10 protein-coding genes are annotated in these 19,821 nt (G+C 75.3%); 5 read left to right on the top strand and 5 right to left on the bottom strand.

All coding sequences use genetic code 11. The features are described from left to right. Positions 1 to 9 precede the first annotated feature (9 nt). Positions 10 to 1,389 carry an alpha/beta hydrolase family protein gene (locus BJ999_RS30340; protein ID WP_179836427.1) on the bottom strand — a complete coding sequence of 460 codons (1,380 nt, stop codon included), beginning with the start codon at positions 1,387 to 1,389 and terminating at the stop codon, positions 10 to 12. 76 nt (positions 1,390 to 1,465) lie between these two features. Here BJ999_RS30340 and BJ999_RS30335 point away from each other — a divergent pair, with 76 nt between their 5' ends. After that, positions 1,466 to 2,422: an ArsR/SmtB family transcription factor gene (locus BJ999_RS30335; RefSeq protein WP_179836426.1), complete on the top strand. Its 957-nt coding sequence runs from the start codon at positions 1,466 to 1,468 to the stop codon at positions 2,420 to 2,422. A gap of 45 nt (positions 2,423 to 2,467) precedes the next feature. Here BJ999_RS30335 and BJ999_RS30330 read toward each other — a convergent pair whose 3' ends face one another. Then, the gene (locus BJ999_RS30330; RefSeq protein ID WP_179836425.1) at positions 2,468 to 3,520 is read right to left on the bottom strand and encodes a right-handed parallel beta-helix repeat-containing protein; all 1,053 of its coding nucleotides are present in this window, start codon (positions 3,518 to 3,520) and stop codon (positions 2,468 to 2,470) included. 349 nt (positions 3,521 to 3,869) lie between these two features. Between BJ999_RS30330 and glnII the strand changes: the two genes are divergently transcribed. Both glnII and BJ999_RS30320 read left to right on the top strand, forming a co-directional pair. Beyond that, positions 3,870 to 4,883 (top strand): glutamine synthetase GlnII, encoded by a 1,014-nt coding sequence (gene glnII / locus BJ999_RS30325; RefSeq protein ID WP_179836424.1) that lies wholly within the window; start codon positions 3,870 to 3,872, stop codon positions 4,881 to 4,883. 279 nt (positions 4,884 to 5,162) lie between these two features. Beyond that, positions 5,163 to 5,678: a hypothetical protein gene (locus BJ999_RS30320; RefSeq protein ID WP_179836423.1), complete on the top strand. Its 516-nt coding sequence runs from the start codon at positions 5,163 to 5,165 to the stop codon at positions 5,676 to 5,678. On the opposite strand, the gene BJ999_RS30315 is transcribed toward BJ999_RS30320, so the two are convergent. From BJ999_RS30315 to BJ999_RS30305, 3 genes are all read right to left on the bottom strand, one after another. Continuing rightward, the gene (locus tag BJ999_RS30315) at positions 5,659 to 6,486 is read right to left on the bottom strand and encodes a hypothetical protein (protein WP_179836422.1); all 828 of its coding nucleotides are present in this window, start codon (positions 6,484 to 6,486) and stop codon (positions 5,659 to 5,661) included. The genes BJ999_RS30320 and BJ999_RS30315 overlap by 20 nt on opposite strands. Positions 6,487 to 6,555: 69 nt before the next feature. Beyond that, positions 6,556 to 6,999, bottom strand: coding sequence for a universal stress protein (locus tag BJ999_RS30310; RefSeq protein ID WP_179836421.1), 444 nt, complete (start codon positions 6,997 to 6,999; stop codon positions 6,556 to 6,558). A 32-nt stretch (positions 7,000 to 7,031) separates the two neighbouring features. Then, entirely contained in the window at positions 7,032 to 8,762 is a 1,731-nt protein-coding gene (locus BJ999_RS30305) for a RelA/SpoT family protein (protein ID WP_179836420.1), read from the bottom strand. A gap of 276 nt (positions 8,763 to 9,038) precedes the next feature. On the opposite strand from BJ999_RS30305, the gene BJ999_RS30300 reads away from it, so the two are divergent. Together BJ999_RS30300 and BJ999_RS43770 are read left to right on the top strand one after the other, a co-directional pair. Further along, on the top strand, positions 9,039 to 15,545 hold the full coding sequence (locus tag BJ999_RS30300) for a type I polyketide synthase (RefSeq protein WP_179836419.1): 6,507 nt from the start codon (positions 9,039 to 9,041) through the stop codon (positions 15,543 to 15,545). After that, positions 15,542 to 19,801 carry a beta-ketoacyl synthase N-terminal-like domain-containing protein gene (locus BJ999_RS43770; RefSeq protein WP_179836418.1) on the top strand — a complete coding sequence of 1,420 codons (4,260 nt, stop codon included), beginning with the start codon at positions 15,542 to 15,544 and terminating at the stop codon, positions 19,799 to 19,801. The genes BJ999_RS30300 and BJ999_RS43770 overlap by 4 nt, the downstream gene beginning before the upstream one ends. Positions 19,802 to 19,821 lie beyond the last annotated feature (20 nt).

Raw genomic sequence — 19,821 nt, 5'->3', positions numbered from 1 at the left:
CCTCTGTGGTCAGGGGCGCAGGTACTGGCCCGGGTGGTAGGGGGTGAAGGACGGGGTCGAGGGCTGCAGGCCGGGCTCGGGGTCTGTGTCGAACACCGTCTGGTAGCCGGGGGTGAGGGTGGCGGCGGAACGGTTGAGTGCCGCCGGTCGCGTGTCCGGCCAGCGGTGGGTGTTCATGCGGGTGAGGAGGGTCTGGAGGGTCGCGATCTCTTCGGATGCGGTGAAGGAGCAGTGGTAGCCGCGGTCGACGTAGAGCTGCCTCAGGTTCGCCGGGTTGCGTACTTGGGCGGTGTACCAGCGCTGGTTCTCCGGCGGGACGTTGCCGTCGCCCGTGGAATGCAGGGTGACGACCGGCCAGGGTGTCCGGCCGGTGGGGGTGCCGTAGCGGTTGAGGTGGCGCACGGCGCCCGGGTCCGCCTGGATGCGCGGTGCCGCGTTCAAGCGCCTGAGGTCGTCGCGGAGGCTCAGACCGGCCTCACGGTAGGCGCGCTTCACCAGGGCCTTCTGGCTGGAGCGGGCGAAAAGGGTCCGATAGTCGACACCGGTGTTCCAGGACGGGTTCCCGCCTGCGAGCTTCTCGATGTCGGTGCGGTTGGCGCCCCAGAAGGCCCCTCGGTCGTAGGCGGCGTAGTACACCTGCTGTTCCACCTGGCCGGCGACCGTGTCCGGTGCGGGGGCCCGTGACGTGTAGCGGCCGGGGACGTCCGCGAGGGCGGCGGCGAGGGCGAGGCGGGCGCGTCCGGCGGGGTCGTCCAGGGCGGCTCCGAGGGCGCGGCGGGCGCTGGTGGTGTTGGCCTGGGGGTCCTTGATGCGCACCAGTTCCAGGTCGGGTGCCAGGAGCGTCTTGACCGCGTAGTTGGTGTCGAGGGCGCTGTTGAAGTGGCCCGTCGTGCCGCCGAGCACTCCGCAGAGGGAGGCCACGCCGGAGAAGCGGCCGGGGGCGCGTTCCGCCAGGAGCACCGAGGTCAGTCCGCCGGCGGACGAGCCGGCCGAGACGGTGCGCTCGGGCTTTCCGACGTTCGCGGTGAACCAGTCGAGCAGGTCCATCTGGTCTTTCAGCCCGGATTCGACCACCCCCCAGCCGCGCGACACGCGGAACTGCGAGGCCGCCAGCGCGTACCCGTGGTCGAGCAGCCACTGCCGGGTGGCCGGGTGGTTCGTCAGCGAGATCTCCGAAGGAGCCGGATACTCCAGGCTGTACGCGCCGTGGCTCCACAGCAGCAGTGTCCCGTTCCAGCGGGCGGGGACCTCGACGCGGTAGGGGACTCCGTCGATGTCGCCCTCGCGGACGCCCGTGCCGTCGTCGGCGCGGACGGGAAGGGCGACCGCGGTCAACGCGGCGAGCACCATCAGCGGAACGGTGCGGCAGAACAGGCGGAGTCGATTCATGACCCGCACCTTCCACGACGTTCCACGCCGGGTGCAATCATTTCAGAAATAGGTTAAATGTCGTATTCTCCGATCCATGCTCCGGCTCTGGCTCGACTATGAGGACCTGACCCGGATTCGCATCACCCCCGGCCTCTCGCCGCTCGCCCAGACCGTTCTCGGCGCCCAGTCCCTGCGCGGCGTGGGGCCGGAGCCGCTTCCCGGCGCCTGGCGGTCGCGGACGCGCGCCGGGCTCACCGGCCCGTCCCGCCTGCTGCTCGATCTGGTGCCGCCCGGGCGCTGGGTCCCCGACTTCCTGACGCCGTACACGCTCGTGCCGGGGTTCGAACCGGAGGTGGACGCCGTCGCGTCGACGCCCGTCCGGCGGATCCGCGACGAACTGGAGCGCTCGTACGGCCCGCGGCCGGTCCCGTGGCTGCGCCGCCTCGCCGGCGGCGATGGGGAGACCATGCGGACGCTGGTCCGCGGGCTTCGCGACTTCCACCGGGTCGCGCTGGCGGACTCCTGGTCCGGCCTCGGCGACCACCTGTGCGCCGAGGCGTCCCGTCATGCCCGGACGATGGCGCGCGACGGGATCGGCGGCCTGCTGGGGAGTCTGCACCCCGCGATCCGGTGGACGTCCCCGGTCCTGGAGATCGAGACGTTGCGCGACGGCGACGTCCATCTCGACGGGCGCGGGCTCCTGCTGATGCCCTCGGTGTTCGTCGCCGGACCGCGCGTCCTGGTCGCGGGCGAGGGCCCGGCGACCGTGGTGGTCCCCTCGTCCCGGCCGATCGGCGGGACGGGCGACACCCTGCCGCAGGTGTTCGGCCGGACCCGTGCCGCAGTGATCCGGCTGGTCGGCGCGGACGGGGAACTCACGACGGGGACGCTGGCGGCCCGGCTCGGGGTCAGTGCGGCGTCCGCCTCCCAGCACGCCACCGCTCTGCGCGGCGCGGGCCTGCTCACGAGCGAGCGCCGGGGCAAGACGGTGCACCACGCGCTGACGCCGCTCGGGGAACGGTTCCTGCGCGGCGGAGAGTCGCCGGAGTGAGCGGACCCCGCTCCCGGATCCGGGAGCGGGGTCTTCGCGGTGTCGTCAGCAGAGACCGCGCGGGTAGGAGGTGCGGCACTTGTTGTCGCGGAAGCGGTTGGTGTTGCTGCCGCTCCTGTCGACCAGGTCGAACGGCGCGTTGTCCTTGGCGAGGTTGAACTTGATCAGGTTGTGGCGGGCGGGCTCACCCTTCGGGCTCGGGAACAGGACGATGCCGCCGGAGTAGGGCAGCGTGCCCCGGTTCCAGAGCACGGCGTTCTTCTCGATCGTGTTGTGGTCGCCGCCGAAGACGAGGATGCCGGTGCCGCCGAGGGCCGGGACCTCCTCGTGCTGCGGGCAGGAGCGGTTGTTCTTCCAGACCTTGTTCTTCCAGAGCTTGGTGTCGCCCTGGCCGCCCCTCTGGTCGTCGTTGACGAGCGCGGCCCCCACGCAGTTGCCGACGAGCTCGTTCTCCCAGGCGTAGACGTGGCGTGCGTGCCGGACCAGCAGGCCGAGCGTGTTGCCCGAAGCGTGGTTGTAGGCGACGACGGTGCCGCGCGCGTTCCTGATGTCGCCGACGTAGAGCCCCGCATCGGCGGAATTGTCGACGGCCCGGTTCTTGACGAAGCGGCCGCGGGTCGAGTTGAACTCCGCGATGCCGTACTCGCCGTTCTGCTTCGCCAGGACGTGTTCGACGGTCAGGCGGTCGGTGTACCTGCCGTACACGCCGGTCTCCTTGAAGCCCCGGACGGTCAGGCTCAGGATCGACACGCCTCTGACCGGGTGCTTCCGGTGGCCGATCACGCAGATGCCCATGCCCGCCGCCCCGGCCTTGGCGCAGTGGTCCTTGCGGCCCGGGTGGAGGACGGTCCTGTCGCCCTCCCCCTTGATGGTCAGGCGCTTGCGGACGAGGACGCCGCCGTCGTAGGCCCCGGCCTTGAGCCGGATGACGTCGCCGGGCCGCGCCCGGTCGACGGCTTTCTGGATCGAGTGACCCGGCCACACGATGTGGATCCGCTTGCCCTTGCCACCGTCGGCCGCGTGCCCGGCCGGCGCGAAGGATGCCAGCCCCGCCAGCGCGACGGCCGTACCGAGCGAGGCCGCGAGAGTCCGCCTCATCCTTTTCCCCCGTTCTGTGTTCCATGGAGGACGCGCCGAAGTGGCGCGTCCCTCGCTCATCTTGAACAGAAGAGAGGGCGCGGCCGGGTGTGGCAGGAGTAAAGAAACATCCGAGGTTTTCGGATGGTGGGGGTAATGCGTCTGATAAATAATGGCACGGGCTTTTATTGGCTGTTAAATATTGATTTGGGGCGGTTGGAGGTGAGTCGGCGCGGTGTGAGCAACGTCTCAGCAGCTCATCTCGCGTGTTACACGGCGTTCACAAACGGGCAACAGATGCGAAATGCCCGGTTGGCACGTTCTGTGAGGCCGAACCCGCAAGGCCCGGCAGCGAACGAAGGGACCGACGTTGAGCTACAAGGCCGAGTACATCTGGATCGACGGCACCGAGCCGACCGCGCGGCTGCGGTCGAAGACGAGGATCCTCGCCGACGGGGCCGACCTGCCGGACTGGGGCTTCGACGGGTCCAGCACGAACCAGGCGCCCGGCGACCACTCGGACTGCGTGCTGAAGCCGGTCTTCTCCTGTCCGGACCCGATCCGGGGCGGCGAGAACAAGCTGGTGCTGTGCGAGGTCTACCTCGTGGACGGTACGCCCCACGAGACCAACACCCGGGCCAAGCTGCGGCCCGTGGCCGAGCAGTACGAGGCGCAGGACTCCTGGTACGGCATCGAGCAGGAGTACACCTTCTACAAGGACGGTCGCCCGCTCGGCTTCCCGGAGCGCGGCTACCCGGCGCCGCAGGGCTTCTACTACTGCGGCGTGGGCTCGGACGAGGTGTTCGGCCGTGACATCGTCGAGCAGCACCTGGACGCCTGCCTGGAGGCGGGGCTGAAGATCTCCGGCATCAACGCCGAGGTCATGCCCGGCCAGTGGGAGTTCCAGATCGGCCCGGCGGGGACGATCGAGGTGGGCGACCACCTGTGGATCGCCCGGTGGCTGCTCTACCGCATCGCCGAGGAGCACGACGTGTCCGCCACCCTCGACCCGAAGCCGGTCGAGGGCGACTGGAACGGCGCCGGCGCGCACACCAACTTCTCGACCAAGGCCATGCGCGAGGGCTACGACGCGATCATCGCGGCGTGCGAGGCGCTGGCCGAGAAGGCGCAGGAGCACGTCACCGGGTACGGCGCCGACATCGAGCGGCGGCTGACCGGCATGCACGAGACCGCCCCGTGGAGCGAGTTCAGCTACGGCGTGTCGAACCGCGGCGCGTCGGTGCGGATCCCGTGGCAGGTCGAGGTGGAGAAGAAGGGCTACATCGAGGACCGCCGCCCGAACGCCAACGTCGACCCGTACGTGGTGACCCGCCTGATCACGGGTACCTGCTGCGCGGCGCTGGAGAAGGCCGGCCTGGTCTGACAAAGCGTGACCGATCCCCGGGGAGCACCGCTCCCCGGGGATTCGTCGTGTTCTGCCATACAGGGGAACACGGCCAAACATCTGCAAAATGGTGAGGTTGGGCGAGTTCCTCCCTTCGGCGCCGGGTAGCACACCTACGTTCGCACCGGGGGAGGGAACATGCCCGACTCATCCTTTGGGCGGAACTCCGGTGGCCTGCCGGGCAGGCACGCCGGCCGCCCGGCGCCGAGGCCGTGGGAACGTTCGTTCCGCTGCCCTTCCACGGCGCGACGGCGGCCGATGGAGGCACCGCCCAGACGCTACGAGGACTTCGTCGCGTTGCACGAGGAGATCTCCAGGGAGGGCTCCGGCGCGCCGCTGCGCCCGCTGTGGTGGACGGGGGTCTCCGCCGCGCTGGTCGGCGGCGGGCTCGCGTTCGCGGTGACGATCGGCCTGCGGTCGGCGTTCGGCGTCGAGGTGCCGGTGTTCGCGGGCGGGCACACCGCAGCGGCGCCCGCCGCGACGAGCTACGCGCTGTGCGCCTCGGCCGCGACGATCCAGGCCACCGCGCTGATGCACCTGCTGCTGTCGTCGGCGGCGCGCCCGGTCCGGGCGTTCGCCTGGATCGGCGGGATCGCGGTCGCGCTGCTGGCGATCCTGCCGCTCACCCTGCACGCCCGGCTCGACGCGGCGCTCGCCACGTCGGCGATCAACCTGGCCGGCGGGTCGGCCGTGGTGGCGCTGCTGTGCGCGGTGGTCGCCGCGACGTCCCGGCAGTCCCCGTGGGACGGCTCGTTCAGACGCGGCCGACCGTGATCGTCAGCGGGCCGGGCGCCGCCGAGGAGACGACCCGGACGTGCCGCAGCCGCCGCCACACCTGAACGTCCACCGGCTCGTCCGGCGCCAGCAGCAGCAGCTCGCGGTGCATCCCGGAGAAGCCGAGGCACAGCGAGACGTCCCAGGTCCCGCGCGGCAGCGGATTGTCGATGAACGCCCGCGTCGCGGGCACCACGGCCCGGTAGCCGAGCCGGTACGGACGCTCCTCCAGCATCGCGATGACCTCGTAGACGTGCCGCGAGCCGCGCTCGGTCATGAGCAGCGTCCCGGAGATCGGCCTGCCGTTACGCCGCAGGTCGAGATGCCCGGTGACGACGACCTCCTCGCGCTCCTCGTTCCAGCTCAGCGTGTCCGCGGCGACGGATCCGGCGACGTGCGGGCGGCCGCCGACGTCGATCACGAGGGCGCCGCCGGCGCCGAAGTAGGTGATCACCGTGCAGGAGTCGGGCAGGAACCGCCGCAGGGGCGAGGCGTCCAGGCCGGGCGCGCGTCCCGGGCCGAGCGGGACGACCGAGATCTCCATCGGCGCGCCGACCGACAGGCTCACGTCCCAGAGCCCGCCGGGCAGCGGCTGCCCGCCGGCGAGGGTCGCGACGTCGACCTCGGCCTCGAACGCGACGCGCCCTCCCCGCTTCGAGGCCGAGGCGGGCACGCGAACCAGGCCGTCGCCGTCGCGCTCGCGCAGGAGCAGTTCGATCTCGCAGACGGCCCCGTCGGGTTCGAGGGTGCCGGCCAGCCGGAGCGCGGACCCCGCCCAGCTGATCTCCGTCAGAAGGGGAACTGGCATCGGCGCCTCCGCCTCGTCCGTCGCCGTCCTCCCACGCCCTTCCCTGCGAGCGGGCGCCGAACCAGGGGGTCAGGGCACGACGGTCACCGGCCACCGCCCCGCTTTCACCAGCCGGACGGCGACGGACCCGATCAGCCGGTGCCCGGCCTGCGCCGAGGCGCCGACGACCACGGCGTCCGCGCGGGACTCGTCGGCGACCCGGGCGAGGACGGTGTAGGCGTCGCCCAGCTCGGTGACGAGGTCGTAGCGGACCTGCTCGCGCCCGGCGGCGGCCTCCAGCTCGCGGCGGATCTGCGCGGAGATCTCCTCGGCGGTCTCGCGCAGCGCGGCGGCGCCGCCCGGGGTGAGGCTGCCCATCGAGGCGACCGGCGCGACGTGCACGACGACGAGGCGGGCGCCCGCGCGGCGCGCGAGCCCCCACGCGTAGGCGCCGGCGCGCAGCGACGTCTCGGAGCCGTCCACCCCCGCCACGATCACCTTCGGCCCGTCGACGCCGTACTCGAACGGTCTCATGCGATCACCACGGGACCAGCGTAATCGGCGGTTCAGGGCCGGACGAACCGGGCCAGAAGGTCGTCGAGGCCGAGGGCGCCGGTGGCGAGCGCCGCGTACATCGCGTCGACGTCGCCGTAGCCGAGGTCGCGGGCGACGGCCAGGGAGTCGCCGCGCGCCTCGGCGGCGAGCAGGTCGACCTCGCGCGCCGCCAGCGCCTGGACGAGGCGGCGCCGGCCGGCCTCGGCGTCCTCCTCGGCGCGGCGCAGCGCGAGCCGCTGCTGGATGTGGACGCGGGCGGGCACCGACACGACGAAGCCGAGCCAGTCCTCGGACGGGGATCCGGCCGGGTCGGTGAGGATCTGCACGACGTTGCCGCTGCGGATCTGCACCGACATGGGCGCGAGCCGGCCGTTGACGACGGCGCCGATGCAGCGGTCGCCGGTGCCGGCGCCGAGCGCGTAGGCGAAGTCGAGCGCGGTCGCGCCCGCGGGCAGCGGGACGATGTCGCCGCGGGTGGTGAACGCGGCGACGTTGCCGGCGGCGAGGTCCGCGCGCAGCCGGTCCAGGAACACGGCGGACGGCGAGTCGGACTGCCAGGCCAGCAGCCGGCTCAGCCACACCAGGTCGCGGCGCTCGGCGACGGTGGGGCCGGTGTCGCGGCCCGCGTCCCTGATGTGCGCGACGATGCCGTACTCGGCGACCGGGTGCATCGCCTCGCTGCGGATGATCACCTCGAACGGATCGCCGTCCGGGCTGATCACCCGGGTGTGCAGCGACCGGTACAGGTTGTCCTTCGGCGTCGCGATGAAGTCGCGGACCCGCCCGGCCACCGGGTGCAGCGCGGCGTGCACGGCCCCGAGCGCGATGTAGCAGTCGCTCTCGGCGCCGTCCACCACCAGCAGGAGCCGCGCCGCCTCGCACGGCCGGAGCCCGGCCAGGCCGCCGCCGAACGACTGGTGCACCGCGTACAGGTGCGACGGCCTGACCTCCACCCGCGCCCTGACCCGGTGCTCGGCGAGCGAGGGGCGCAGCAGCGCCGTCGCGGGCCCGAACGTCCGCCCCGCCCCGCTCAGCGCCGCCCGGACGGCGCGCCGCGTCGCCTCGTGCGCCCGCGGGTCGCTGGCGGCGAAGGCGAGATCGTCCATCTCCCGCTTCAGGACGTGGATGCCGAGCCGCTCGGCGAACGGGACCAGCAGCTCGTGGGACGCCTGGGCGTAGGGGGCGCGCTTGTGCTCGGGCTGGTGGCGCAGCGTCCGCAGGTTGTGCAGCCGGTCCGCCAGCTTGATCACCAGGACGCGCAGGTCGGCCGCCGCGGCCAGCACGATCTTGCGGAACGTCTCGGCCTCGGCGCGGTCGCCCCAGCGGCTGCCGTCCAGCTTGGTGACGCCGTCCACCAGCACCGCGATCTCGTCGCCGAAGTCGGCGCGGACCTCCCCGAGCGTGTACGGGGTGTCCTCGACGGTGTCGTGCAGGAGCGCGGCGACCAGGGTCGTGGTGTCCAGCCCCATGCCGGCGAGGATCAGCGCGACGGCCAGCGGATGGGTGATGTACGGGGCGCCGGACTTGCGGAGCTGCCCGCGGTGCATGCGCTCGGCCACCGCGTACCCGCGCAGCAGTTCGGCCTCGGCGGCCCCCGGGAGGGGGCCGCCCGGGTGGGCGGCGCGATGGGCGGCGAGCAGGGGGGCGAGGGCGGCCCGCACGGGGTCCGGGCCGCCTCCCGCCTCCTCCCGCCGCCGCGCCGGGAGGCGGAACCGTCCCGTCGCCGGATTCAGCGTCGCCATCGCGCCCCCGCCTGGCCCGTCCGCGGCACACCGCCACGGACTGTGATCGCCATTATGCGCGATGTGGCCGCGCCGGGGCGAGACCCGGGCCGGGGCCACCTCCGGACCCCGCCGCGCGTCAAGGGACGTTCCAATCTCCTTAGCCGTGCCGCCATCAACGCGTTCCCGGGTGTGTCGCCTCCGTGATCCCGGCGTCGCCGACCGTAGTGTTGCGCACCGTTGCTGCGAGCCGCGCCGGTCACGCGCCGGGCCGCGCGGGACGTCGGGGGGCTGTGCATGGCGGTCAGGAGCGGGCGGGACGGAGGCCGGTTCGAGCGGCCCCCGATCGAGATCATCGGGGTCGCCCCGTTCGGCCGGCCGGCGCCCCATCTCGCCGTCGCCGTCGCCCGCGCGGGCGGCACCGGCGTGCTCGACCTCGGCGCCGACCGGGCGCCCGCGCTCGCCGCCCTCGCCGACGTCGGCCGCTGGTGGGCGGGCCCGTTCGGCGTCCGCGTGCCCGCCGGATGCCGGATCCGGCCGGACGAGCTCCCCGGTGCCGCCGCGACCGTCCTGGTCGACGCGCCCGTCCTGGGAACCGGCGTCGCCGGGTTCGCCCGCGGGCGCCGCCTGCTGGTGGAGGTCGTGGGCCCGGACGAGGCCGCCGCCGCGATCGCCGCCGCCCGGGAGATCACCGACGACGTGGGGCTCGTCGCACGGGGCCGCGAGGCGGGCGGGCGCGTCGGCGAGCTGACCACGTTCGTGCTGCTGCAGCACCTCCTTGGGGACATGGATCTCCTGGCGGACAGGGCCGTCCCGGTGTACGCGGCGGGCGGGATCGGGCCGCACTCCGCCGCGGCGGCGGTGGCCGGGGGCGCGGCCGGGGTCGTCCTGGACGTCCAGCTCGCGCTGGTCCGGGAGACGGAGACGCCGGCCGACATCGCGGCCAGGCTGGCGGCGATGGACGGCACCGAGACGGCGGTCGTCGACGGGCACCGCGTCCACCAGGGGCCCGGCGCACCGGAGGACGGGCGGCCTCCGCTGCCCGTCGGGCAGGACGCGCCGCTCGCCGCCGCGCTCGCCGGGCGGTACAAGACCGCCGGGGGAGTGGTGCGGGCCGTCCGGGAGCAGATCGACCTGCACCTGCGGGCCGCCGTGCGGTCCGAGCCGCTCGCGCCGCGTTCCGAACCGGCCGTCGTGCAGGGCCCCATGACGCAGGTCAGCGACACCTCCGCGTTCGCCGGCGCGGTCGCGCAGGACGGCGGCCTGCCGTTCCTCGCGCTCGCCCTGACCGACCCCGGCCGGGTGCGGGAGATGCTGCGCGAGACGGCCGACCGGCTCGGCGGGCGCCCCTGGGGCGTCGGCGTCCTCGGGATCGCCCCGCCCGAGCTGCGCGAGGCCCAGCTCGCCGCGATCCGCGAGGCCGCCCCGCCCTACGCGATCGTCGCGGGCGGCGGCCCGGCGCAGGCCGAGCCGCTGGAGGCCGCCGGGATCAGTACGTACCTGCACGTCCGGTCCCCGGAGCTGCTGGACCGGTTCCTGGCCGAGGGCGCCCGCAGGTTCGTGTTCGAGGGCGGGGAGTGCGGCGGACATGTCGGGCCGCGCGCGAGCTTCCCCCTCTGGGACGCGCAGGTCGAGCGGCTGGCGGCGTTCGGCGGCGACCCGCGCGAGCTGTCGGTGATGTTCGCGGGCGGCGTGCACGACGCGCGGTCCGCCGCGATGGTCGCCGCGCTCGCCGGGCCGCTGGCCGAGCGCGGCGCAGACGTCCGCGTGCTGATGGGCACCGCGTACCTGTTCACCGCCGAGGCGGTCGCGGCCGGGGCGATCCTGCCGGGCTTCCAGGACGTCGCGCTCGGCTGCGCCGGGACGGCCCTGCTGGAGACCGCGCCCGGCCTCGCGACCCGCTGCGCCCGCACCCCCTACGTCCGGACGTTCGAGGAGACCCGCCGCGAGCTGGAGCAGGTCGGCACGCCGCGGCGGGAGGTGTGGCGCCGCCTGGAGAAGCTGAACCTCGGGCGCCTGCGCGTCGCGAGCAAGGGCCTGCGCCGCGGCGCCCCGGTGGACGCCGACGTCCAGCGCGCCGACGGCCTCTTCATGATCGGGCAGGTCGCCGCGCTGCGGTCGGCCACGACCCGCATCGCCGACCTGCACGAGCAGGTCACCTCCGGCGCGACCGCCTTCCTGGCCGCCCGCGCGGCCGAGCTGGGCGCGGCCGGATCCGCGGCGGCCGCGGGCGGTGCCCGCCCGGCCGACATCGCGGTCGTCGGCATGGGCTGCGTCTTCCCGGGGGCCCGCGACGCCGGGCGGTACTGGGCGAACATCATCGGCGGCGTCGACGCGGTCACCGAGGTCACCCGCTGGGACGCGGAGATCCACTACTCGCCGTCCGGGGAGGGCGCGACGCCGTCGAAGTGGGGCGGCTTCATCCCCGACGTCCCGTTCGACGCGCTCGCCCACGGCATCCCGCCCGGCGCGCTCGGCGGCGTCGACCCCGTCCAGCTGCTGTCACTGGAGGTCGCGTCCCGTGCGCTGGCGGACGCCGGGTACGCCGACCGCCCGTTCGACCGCTCACGGACGTCGGTGGTCTTCGGCGCGGCCGGTGGCGGCGATCTCGGCGCCGCCTACGCGATGCGCGCGACGCTCCCGTCCTACTACGGCGAGGTGCCCCCGGGGCTGGACGAACGGCTGCCGCGCCCGGCCGGGGGCTCCCTTCCCGGCGTCCTCACCAACGTCATCGCCGGCCGGATCGCGGACCGGCTCGACCTCGGCGGCGCGCACCACACGGTGGACGCCGCGGGCGCCTCGTCGCTGGCCGCGCTCGACGCCGCCTGCAAGGAGCTCGCCGCCGGGACCAGCGACATGGTGCTGTGCGGCGGCGCCGACCTGCGCGCCGGCGTCCAGGACCACCTGCTGCTCGCCTCGGCGGGGGCGCTGTCCCCGTCCGGGCGCTGCGCGGCGTTCGACTCGTCCGCCGACGGCGTCGCGCTCGGCGAGGGCGTCGGATGCGTGGTCCTCAAGCGCCTCGCGGACGCCGAACGCGACGGCGACCGGATCTACGCGGTGGTCAAGTCGGTCGCCGGGGCCGGCGACGGCCGCACCCCCGACCTCGCCTCGCCCCGTTCCGAAGGGCAGCGCCGCGCCCTGGAACGCGCCTACGAGCGCGCGGGCGTGTCACCCGCCTCCGTGGGGCTCGTCGAGGCGCACGGCGCCGGAGCCGAGGCGGACGACAGGACGGAGCTGGCGACCCTCGCGTCGGTGTTCGCCGGGGCCGCGCCGGGGAGCGTCGCGCTCGGGTCGGTGAAGTCGCAGATCGGGCACACCAGGTGCGCCGCGGGCGTCGCCGGCCTCATCAAGACCGCGTACGCGCTGCACACGGGCGTGCTCCCGGGGACGCTGCACCTCGCCCGGCCGAACGCGGAGTGGACGCCGGACGGCCCGTTCGCGTTCGGCGGCGGCGCCCGGCCGTGGGCCGCCGAACCGGGCGAACGGTATGCGGGGCTGAGCGGCTTCGGCGTCGGCGGCGCGAACTTCCACGCCGTCCTGTCCGGCTACGACGGCGCTCCCGAGCCGGTGTCCGGGCTCGACGAATGGCCGGCCGAGCTGTTCCTGGTCCGCGGAGCCGACCGTTCCGCCGCCCGCGCCGGGATCGACCGGCTTTCGGCGCTGCTGCCCGGCGAGCCCCGGTTGCGTGACCTCGCCAGGACCGCCGCCTCGTTCGAAGGCCCGGTGCAGGTGGCACTGGTGGCCTCGGACCTGGACGACCTCAGGGGCAAACTCGCGCAGGCGGCCGCGTTCCGCCCGGCGCCGGGCGTCTTCCCGGCCTCCGGCGAGCCGGGGCAGGTCGCGTTCCTCTTCCCGGGCCAGGGCAGTCAGCGACCGGGCATGCTCGCGGACCTCTTCGTCGCCTTCCCCCGCCTCCAGCGCCTGCTGCGGCACGCCGGCGGACGGTACGCGGGCGCGATGTTCCCGCCCGCGGCGTTCACCCGGTCGGAGTCCCGCCGCCACCGGGCGGAGATCGCCGACACGCGGGCCGCGCAGCCCGCCCTCGGCATCGCCGGGCTGGCCGTCCACCGGCTGCTGACCGCGGTCGGCGTGCACCCGGACCTCGCCGCCGGGCACGGCTGCGGCGAGCTCGTCGCGCTCTGCGCCGCCGGCGTGTTCGACGACGCCGACATGATCGGCCTGAGCGCCGCGCGCGCAGAGGCGATCCTGTCGGCGGCCGGGGCCGACCCGGGCGCGATGGCGGCGGTGGGCGCGACGCCGGACCGGGTGCGCGCCGCGCTGGCCGAGATCGGCGACGTCACCGTGACCCACCACGACGCGCCCCGCCACGTCATGATCGCCGGGACCTCCGCGGGCGTGGACCGCGCGCTGGGCGTCCTGGCGGAGGCGGGCCTGCGCGCCGAGCGGATCCCGGCCGCGTGCGCGTTCCACAGCCCGCTCGTCGCCGCCGCGTCGGCGGGCCTGCGCGCGGAACTGCTCGGCCGCGACCTGCGCTCGCCCGCGTTCCCCGTCTGGTCGAACGCGACGGCGGCGCCCTACGACACCGACCCGTCCGAGCTGGCCGCCACCCTCGCGGGGCAGCTCGCCGCGCCCGTCCGGTTCGTCGAGCAGATCGAGGCGATGTACGCGGCGGGTGCCCGAACCTTCGTCGAGGCGGGCCCGGGACGGGTCCTCGCCGGCCACGTCGCGGCGATCCTCGGAGACCGCCCGCACACCGCCGTGAGTTGCGACGCGCCCGGCGGCAACGCCCTGGCGGGGCTGCTGCGCGCCCTCGCCGAACTGGCCGCCGCGGGCGTCCCGGTCGACCCGCTGCCCCTGTTCGCCGGGCGCGACGCGCGCCTGCTCCCAGGCGAGCCCGCCCCGGCGCCCGGGTGGATCGTCAACGGCCATCGCGTCCGCACCGCCGACGGCGGGTATCCGGCGGGCGCGCTCCGGCCCGCCGAGCGCATCGAGGGCCCCGGCCCGGGCGGCTCGGAGGCCGCCGTCCTGGAGTACCTGCGCGCGAGCCGCGAGGTGATCGCCGCGCAGCGCGAGGTGGTGCTGCGGCACCTCGCGGCCCCGGCCCCGGCGGGACGGGACGCGGCGGCGCGGTCCGTCCCCGCGCCCCGTCCCGTCCTGCCGGGCGAGACTCTGCGGAGCGGCGAGCCGCCGGTGGAGCGGCCGGCCGGCGACGACCCGCGGGACGCGCACGCCGCCCACGCCGTGATCCGCGCCCGCACCGGCGACCGCCGCGAGGACGTCCCCGCGGAGCCGCCGCGCCCCACCGTCCCCGAGCCCGCCGTCCCGGAACCCGCCGTCCCGGAGCCCGCCGTTCCCGAACCCGCCGTGCCGCGGGCCACCGCCCACGTCGGGGCCGCGGAGCTGTCCGGCGGCCGTCCCGCACCGCGGGTGGCACGGCAGGTCCCGAGGATCGTGGAGCTGGACGCGCTGCCCGTGCCGCCGGAGTCCGGGGCGGCGTTCGCGGGCAGGCGGTTCCTGATCGTGGACGACGCGTGCGGCGTCGCGCTCGAACTGGCCGACCTGCTGGAGCGGCACGGCGCGCAGGTGCGCGTCCCGCCGGACGTCGACGGGCCCTGCGACGGGCTCGTCCATCTGGCGGCGCTGCGGCCGGGAGCCGTGCGGGTGCTGCCGGAGGCGTTCGGGGGCGTCCGGCAGGCGCTGGCCGGCGGGTTGCGGTGGCTGGTCTTCGCGAGCGGCGCCGGCGGGACGTTCGGGCGCCGGTTCGACGGGGGCGCCGTCGGGGACCCGGGACCGGGAGCGGGCCTCGGAGGGCTGGCCCGGACCATCGCGCGGGAGTACCCGGAGGCGCTCGTCCGGGCGCTGGACGTCGACACCAAGGACACCCCGCGCGCGATCGCGCAGCGGATCCTGGCCGAGCTGCTGACCGCCGAGGCGCCGGTCGTGGTCGGGCACGAGGGCGGCCGGCGCAACGCCCTGGACCTGATCCCCGCCGGACCGCCCGGCGGGGACGCGGCGAGCGTCCCGGACCTCGGACCCGACGGCGTCGTCCTGCTGACCGGTGGCGCGCGGGGCATCACCGCGCGGGTCGCGTTGGAGTTCGCCCGGACGAGCGGCTGCCACATCGAGCTGGTGGGCCGCACCCCCGAGCCGGTGGGGGAGCCGGAGTTCCCCGACGCCGATGACGAGGCCGGGCTGCGCCGGGCGCTCGTGGCGCACGGCGAGGAGCAGCCCGCCGAGATCGAGGCGACGGTCCGCAGGCTGCTCGCCGAGCGCGAGATCCGCCGGACCCTCGCGGCCCTGGGCGGGCACGCCGCCTCCGTGCGGTACCACGCGGCGGACGTGCGGAAGCCGGGCTCCGTGCGGGCCGTGGTGGACGACGTCTACCGGAGGCACCGGCGGCTGGACGGCGTCGTCCACGGCGCCGGTCTCGCCGAGGACCGCCTCATCCGCGACACCTCGCCCGAGTCGTTCGCGCGGGCGTACCGGACGAAGGTGGACGGCGCCGCCGCGCTCGTCCAGGCGGTCCGCCCCGGCCTCGGGTTCTTCGTCGTCTTCGGCGGCATCGCCGGCCTGCACGGTGACCGCGGGCAGGCCGGCGGCGCGGCGGCCGGCGACGCGTGCGGCACGCTCGCGCACGTGTGGCGGAGGCGGCTGCGCGGGCGGGTGCTCGTCGCGGAGTGGGGCCCCTGGGCGGGCGGCGGCGCGGTGCCGTCCGAGCAGGCGCGCGAGTACGCGCGGCGCGGCGCCCTGCCGATCGACCCGGACGCCGGGGCGGCCGCCCTGCTCAGGGAGATCGCGCACGGGGACGAGACACGGCTCGTGCTGACCGGGGCCGTCCGGTGAGCGGGGCGGCGGAGCCGATCGCGATCGTCGGGGCCGGAGCGGTGTTCCCCGGCGCGGGCTCGGCGGCCGAGCTGTGGCGCAACGTCCTCGACGGGGTCGACGCGATCGGCGACGTGCCGCCCGGCCGCTGGGATCCGGCGCTCTACTACGACCCCGGCGCGTACGGGCGGGAGCCGGAGAGCGACCGGTTCTACTGCCGGCGCGGCGGATTCGTCGACGAGCTGGCCACCATCGACCCGGCCAGGTTCGGGATCGTGCCGGCGGCGGTGCGGGGCATGGAGCCCGACCACCTGCTGGCACTGCGCGCGGCCGGGGACGCGATCGCGGACGGGGGCGGCGCCGAGCGGCTGCCCGACCGGTCCCGGATCGGCGTCGTCATCGGGCGCGGCGGTTACCTCACCTCGGGCGTGGCGCGGTTCGACCAGCGGGTCAGGACCTCCCACCAGGTCGCCGGGATCATCGGCGAGCTGGTGCCCGAGCTCGGGCCGCGGCGCCTGGCGGAGATCCGCCGGGCGTTCTGCGACCGGCTGGGCCCGGACGAGCCGGACGCCTCGGCCGGGCTGCTGCCGAGCTTCGCCGCGGCCCGCATCGCCGACCGGTTCGACCTGCGCGGCCCCGCCTACACGCTGGACGCGGCGTGCGCGTCGTCGCTGCTCGCGGTCGAGCACGCCGTGCGGGCGCTGCGCGGCGGGCAGGCCGACGCGATGCTGGCGGGCGGCGTCCACCACGCGCACCACGCCACCGTGTGGAGCGTCTTCAACCGGCTCCGCGCGCTGAGCCCGACCGAGACGATCCGGCCGTTCGACCGGGAGGCCGACGGGACGCTCCTGTCGGAGGGGACGGGCGTCGTCCTGCTCAAGCGGCTGTCGGATGCCCGGCGGGCCGGGGACCGCGTCCACGCGGTGATCCTGGGCGCCGGATCGTCCAGCGACGGCCGCGCCGCGAGCATCATGAGCCCGCTGGTGGACGGGCAGATCCTCGCGGTCGAGCGGGCATGGCGGGACGCGGGCCTGGACCCGGCCGCGCCCGGCGCGGTGGGGCTGATCGAGGCGCACGGCACCGGTGCTCCGGCGGGCGACGAGGCGGAGCTGGCGACGCTGCGCCGGGTCTTCGGCACGGCCGGCCCGCCGATCGGCCTCGGCACGGTCAAGTCGATGATCGGGCACGCGATGCCGGCCGCCGGGATCGCCGGGCTGCTCAAGGCCGCGTTCGCGCTGCGCGACGGCGTCCTGCCGCCGACGCTGCACGTCGACGACCCGCATCCGGCCCTGGACGGCGGGAGGCTGAGGCTCGTCCGGGAGGCCGCGGAGTGGGCCCGGGAAGGCGGCCCCCGCAGGGCGGCGGTCAACGCGTTCGGGTTCGGCGGCGCCAACGCGCACGTGGTCATGGAGGAGCCGCCCGCCGCCCGCAGGCCCCGGCGGCGCAGGCTCGACGCGCCGCCGTCGGACGAGGGCGTCCTGCGGCTGGCCGCACGCACGACCGAGGAACTGTCCGAGGCCCTGGCCGCCTCCGACGAGGAGCTTCTCGCCAGGGTCCGCGACGACGTCCCCGACCTTCCGTGCCGTCTCGCCATCGTCGGCCCCACGCCGCGCAGGCTCGACCTGGCGCGCGCCCTCGTCCAGCGCGGAACCGCCTGGCGGGGCCGCAGCGACGTGTGGTTCTCGCCCCGCCCCCTCCTCGCGGACGGCGGGCGGCTGGCGTTCCTGTACCCCGGGTTCGAGGCCGCCTTCGACCCGCACGTGGACGACGTCGCCGCGCACTTCGGCATGCCGGCGCCCGAGCTGACCGGCCGCACGGACCTGGTCGGGCACGCCGCCGACGTGCTCCGCGCCGGGCGGCTGCTGACCGCGGCCCTCGGCCGGCTCGGCGTCGAGCCCGACGTCGCGGCGGGACACAGCCTCGGCGAGTGGACGGCGATGACCGCCGCCGGGGTCTGCGACCCGGACGCGGTCGAGGCGCTCCTCGGCGCCCTCGACGGCGAGGCGCTGGACGTCCCCGACGTCGCGTACGCGGCGCTCGGCTGCGGCGCGGCCCGGGCGCGGGAGGCGTTGGGCGCGCGGTCCGGCGTCGTCGTCAGCCACGACAACTGCCCGCACCAGTCGGTGGTCTGCGGTCCGGCCGGGGAGGTCCGCGAGGTCCTGGGCCGGCTCGCCTCCGAAGGGGTGCTCGGCCGGGAACTGCCGTTCCGGTCGGGGTTCCACACCCCGCTCGCCGAGGCGTACGAGAAGCAGGTGCGGCGCTCGTTCGAGGCGCTGGAGATCCGCGAGCCGCGCGTCCCGCTGTGGTCGGCGACGACGGTCGCGCCGTTCCCGCGCGGCCCCGCCGAGGTGCGCGAGCTGGTCGCGCGCCACCTGCTCGAACCCGTCCGGTTCAGCGAGCTGGTCGAGGAGCTGTACGGCGCGGCGCACGTGCGGGCGTTCGTGCAGGTCGGGCCGGGGGGCCTCACCGAGTTCGTCGCCGACCGCCTCGGCGGCCGCGAGCATCTCGCGATGGCCGTCAACGTGCCGAAGCGCGACGGGATGGCCCAGCTCCGCCGTGTCGTCGCCGCGCTGTGGACCGAGGGCTACGGCGCGTCCTCGCCGTCCCCGCCCTCCGCGGCGGGCATGCGCCTGGACCTCGGGACGCCGCTGGTCCGGCTGGACGGGGCCGTGGAGCCCCTCCGGCTCGGCCGGGGACTGCCGCCGCTGCCGACGGACGACCCCGTGCTGGCCGAGCTGGAGGCCCTGCTCGACGACGCGACGAGCGGGGCGCAGTCGGTCCTGGAGGCGCTCGGCGGCGGATCCCCGCTCCCGCCCGTCCCGGGCGAGGACGTCTCGCCGGTGGCCGCCGAGCTGAACGTCTCCCGCGTCTTCTCGGTCGAGTCGATGCCGTGGCTCCGCGACCACTGCCTCGTCCCGCAGCCACCCGACTGGCCGGACATGTCGGACAGATTCCCGATCGTTCCGCTGGCGGGGCTGCTGGAGGTCATGGCCGACACGGCGCGCGAGCTGCTGCCCGACATGGTGGTCGTCGGGTTCGAGAACGTCCGCGCGGTCCGCTGGCTCGTCGCGGCTCCGGCGACCGGCGCCGACATCCGCGCCTACCTCATCGAGTCGGCCGGACGGCCGCGCAAGGTGAAGGTCGTCGTCAACGGCCACGCCGACGGGACGGTCCTGCTCGCCGAGCGCTACCCGGCGCCGCCCCTGCCGGACCGCACGCCGCTGAGCATCGAGGGGCCGCCCATCGTCACCGCAGAACGGCTCTACGAGGAACGCTGGATGCACCACGGCCCGCTCTTCCGCGGCGTCACTGGGATCACTGCGCTCGCGGAGGACGGCGTGCGAGCCGTCCTGACCTCGCTGCCCACGCCGGGCGCGCTCATGGACGGCGCGGGGCAGCTCTGCGCCCACTGGATCCAGGTGTACGGCGACACCAACCAGACCGTCTTCCCCGTAGGGATCGAACGGGTCGCGCTCTACGGGCCCACGCCGTCTCCTGGGGAAGACCTGGACACGACGATCTGGAACCAGTCCCTCACCGACACCACCATGCGCTGCTCAGCGGAGATGGTGACGGAGAACGGAACGGTGTGGGGGCGCGTCGACGGATGGACGACCCACCGCTTCTACACCGACGAGGCGCTCTGGCGGATGAAGTTCACCCCCGAGGTGTCCGGAACGGGGGAGCCGCAACCCGGCGGCTGGTGCCTGGCCCGCAAACGGTGGGACGGAACGGCGTCCCGCGACCTGCTGATGCGCCAGTACCTCTGCGCCGCCGAGCGCGCCGAGTACGAGGCCCTGCCGCCGTTCGCGCAGGGGCCGTGGCTGCTCGGACGGATCGCGGCCAAGGACGCCGTCCGCGACCACCTGTGGCGCGAAGGGCAGGGGCCGCTGTTCCCCGCCGAACTCGCCGTCCGGGACGGGCCGGTCGTGACGGGGCCGTTCGAGGAGCCGCTCACCCTCTCGATCGCCTCGGACGCCGACCTGGGCGTGGCCCTGGTCAGACCCGGCCGCGAACCGGCCGGCATCGGGCTCGCCCCGAACGGGGAGGGCGCGCGGATCCGCGCGGCCAAGCAGGCGGTGTTGCAGGCGGTGCTGCGGGGAAAGGGCACCGGATCCGCCCGCCTCGAACTGGTCGTGACCGTCGCCGACGCCGAACGGCTCCTGATCGCGGCGGACGGCACGGTCACCACGGTGGAGACCCGCGAACTCGAAGGACACGTCGTGGCCTGGACGGCCGCGTCCGGTACGGCGGACATGGAGGAGGCCCGAGCATGAACGACGTCGCTCACACCGGC

It is taken from the genome of Actinomadura citrea, assembly GCF_013409045.1.
GTDB classification, from domain to species: Bacteria; Actinomycetota; Actinomycetes; order Streptosporangiales; family Streptosporangiaceae; genus Spirillospora; species Spirillospora citrea.
This window is presented reverse-complemented; position numbering and strand designations above follow the sequence as displayed.

What these genes read in the sequence shown, in the direction of transcription:
- BJ999_RS30340 (WP_179836427.1), bottom strand. Translation starts at nt 1,389, where the DNA reads ATGAATCGACTCCGCCTGTTCTGCCGCACCGTTCCGCTGATGGTGCTC.
- BJ999_RS30335 (WP_179836426.1), top strand. Translation starts at nt 1,466, where the DNA reads ATGCTCCGGCTCTGGCTCGACTATGAGGACCTGACCCGGATTCGCATC.
- BJ999_RS30330 (WP_179836425.1), bottom strand. Translation starts at nt 3,520, where the DNA reads ATGAGGCGGACTCTCGCGGCCTCGCTCGGTACGGCCGTCGCGCTGGCG.
- BJ999_RS30320 (WP_179836423.1), top strand. Translation starts at nt 5,163, where the DNA reads ATGGAGGCACCGCCCAGACGCTACGAGGACTTCGTCGCGTTGCACGAG.
- BJ999_RS30315 (WP_179836422.1), bottom strand. Translation starts at nt 6,486, where the DNA reads ATGCCAGTTCCCCTTCTGACGGAGATCAGCTGGGCGGGGTCCGCGCTC.
- BJ999_RS30310 (WP_179836421.1), bottom strand. Translation starts at nt 6,999, where the DNA reads ATGAGACCGTTCGAGTACGGCGTCGACGGGCCGAAGGTGATCGTGGCG.
- BJ999_RS30305 (WP_179836420.1), bottom strand. Translation starts at nt 8,762, where the DNA reads ATGGCGACGCTGAATCCGGCGACGGGACGGTTCCGCCTCCCGGCGCGG.
- BJ999_RS30300 (WP_179836419.1), top strand. Translation starts at nt 9,039, where the DNA reads ATGGCGGTCAGGAGCGGGCGGGACGGAGGCCGGTTCGAGCGGCCCCCG.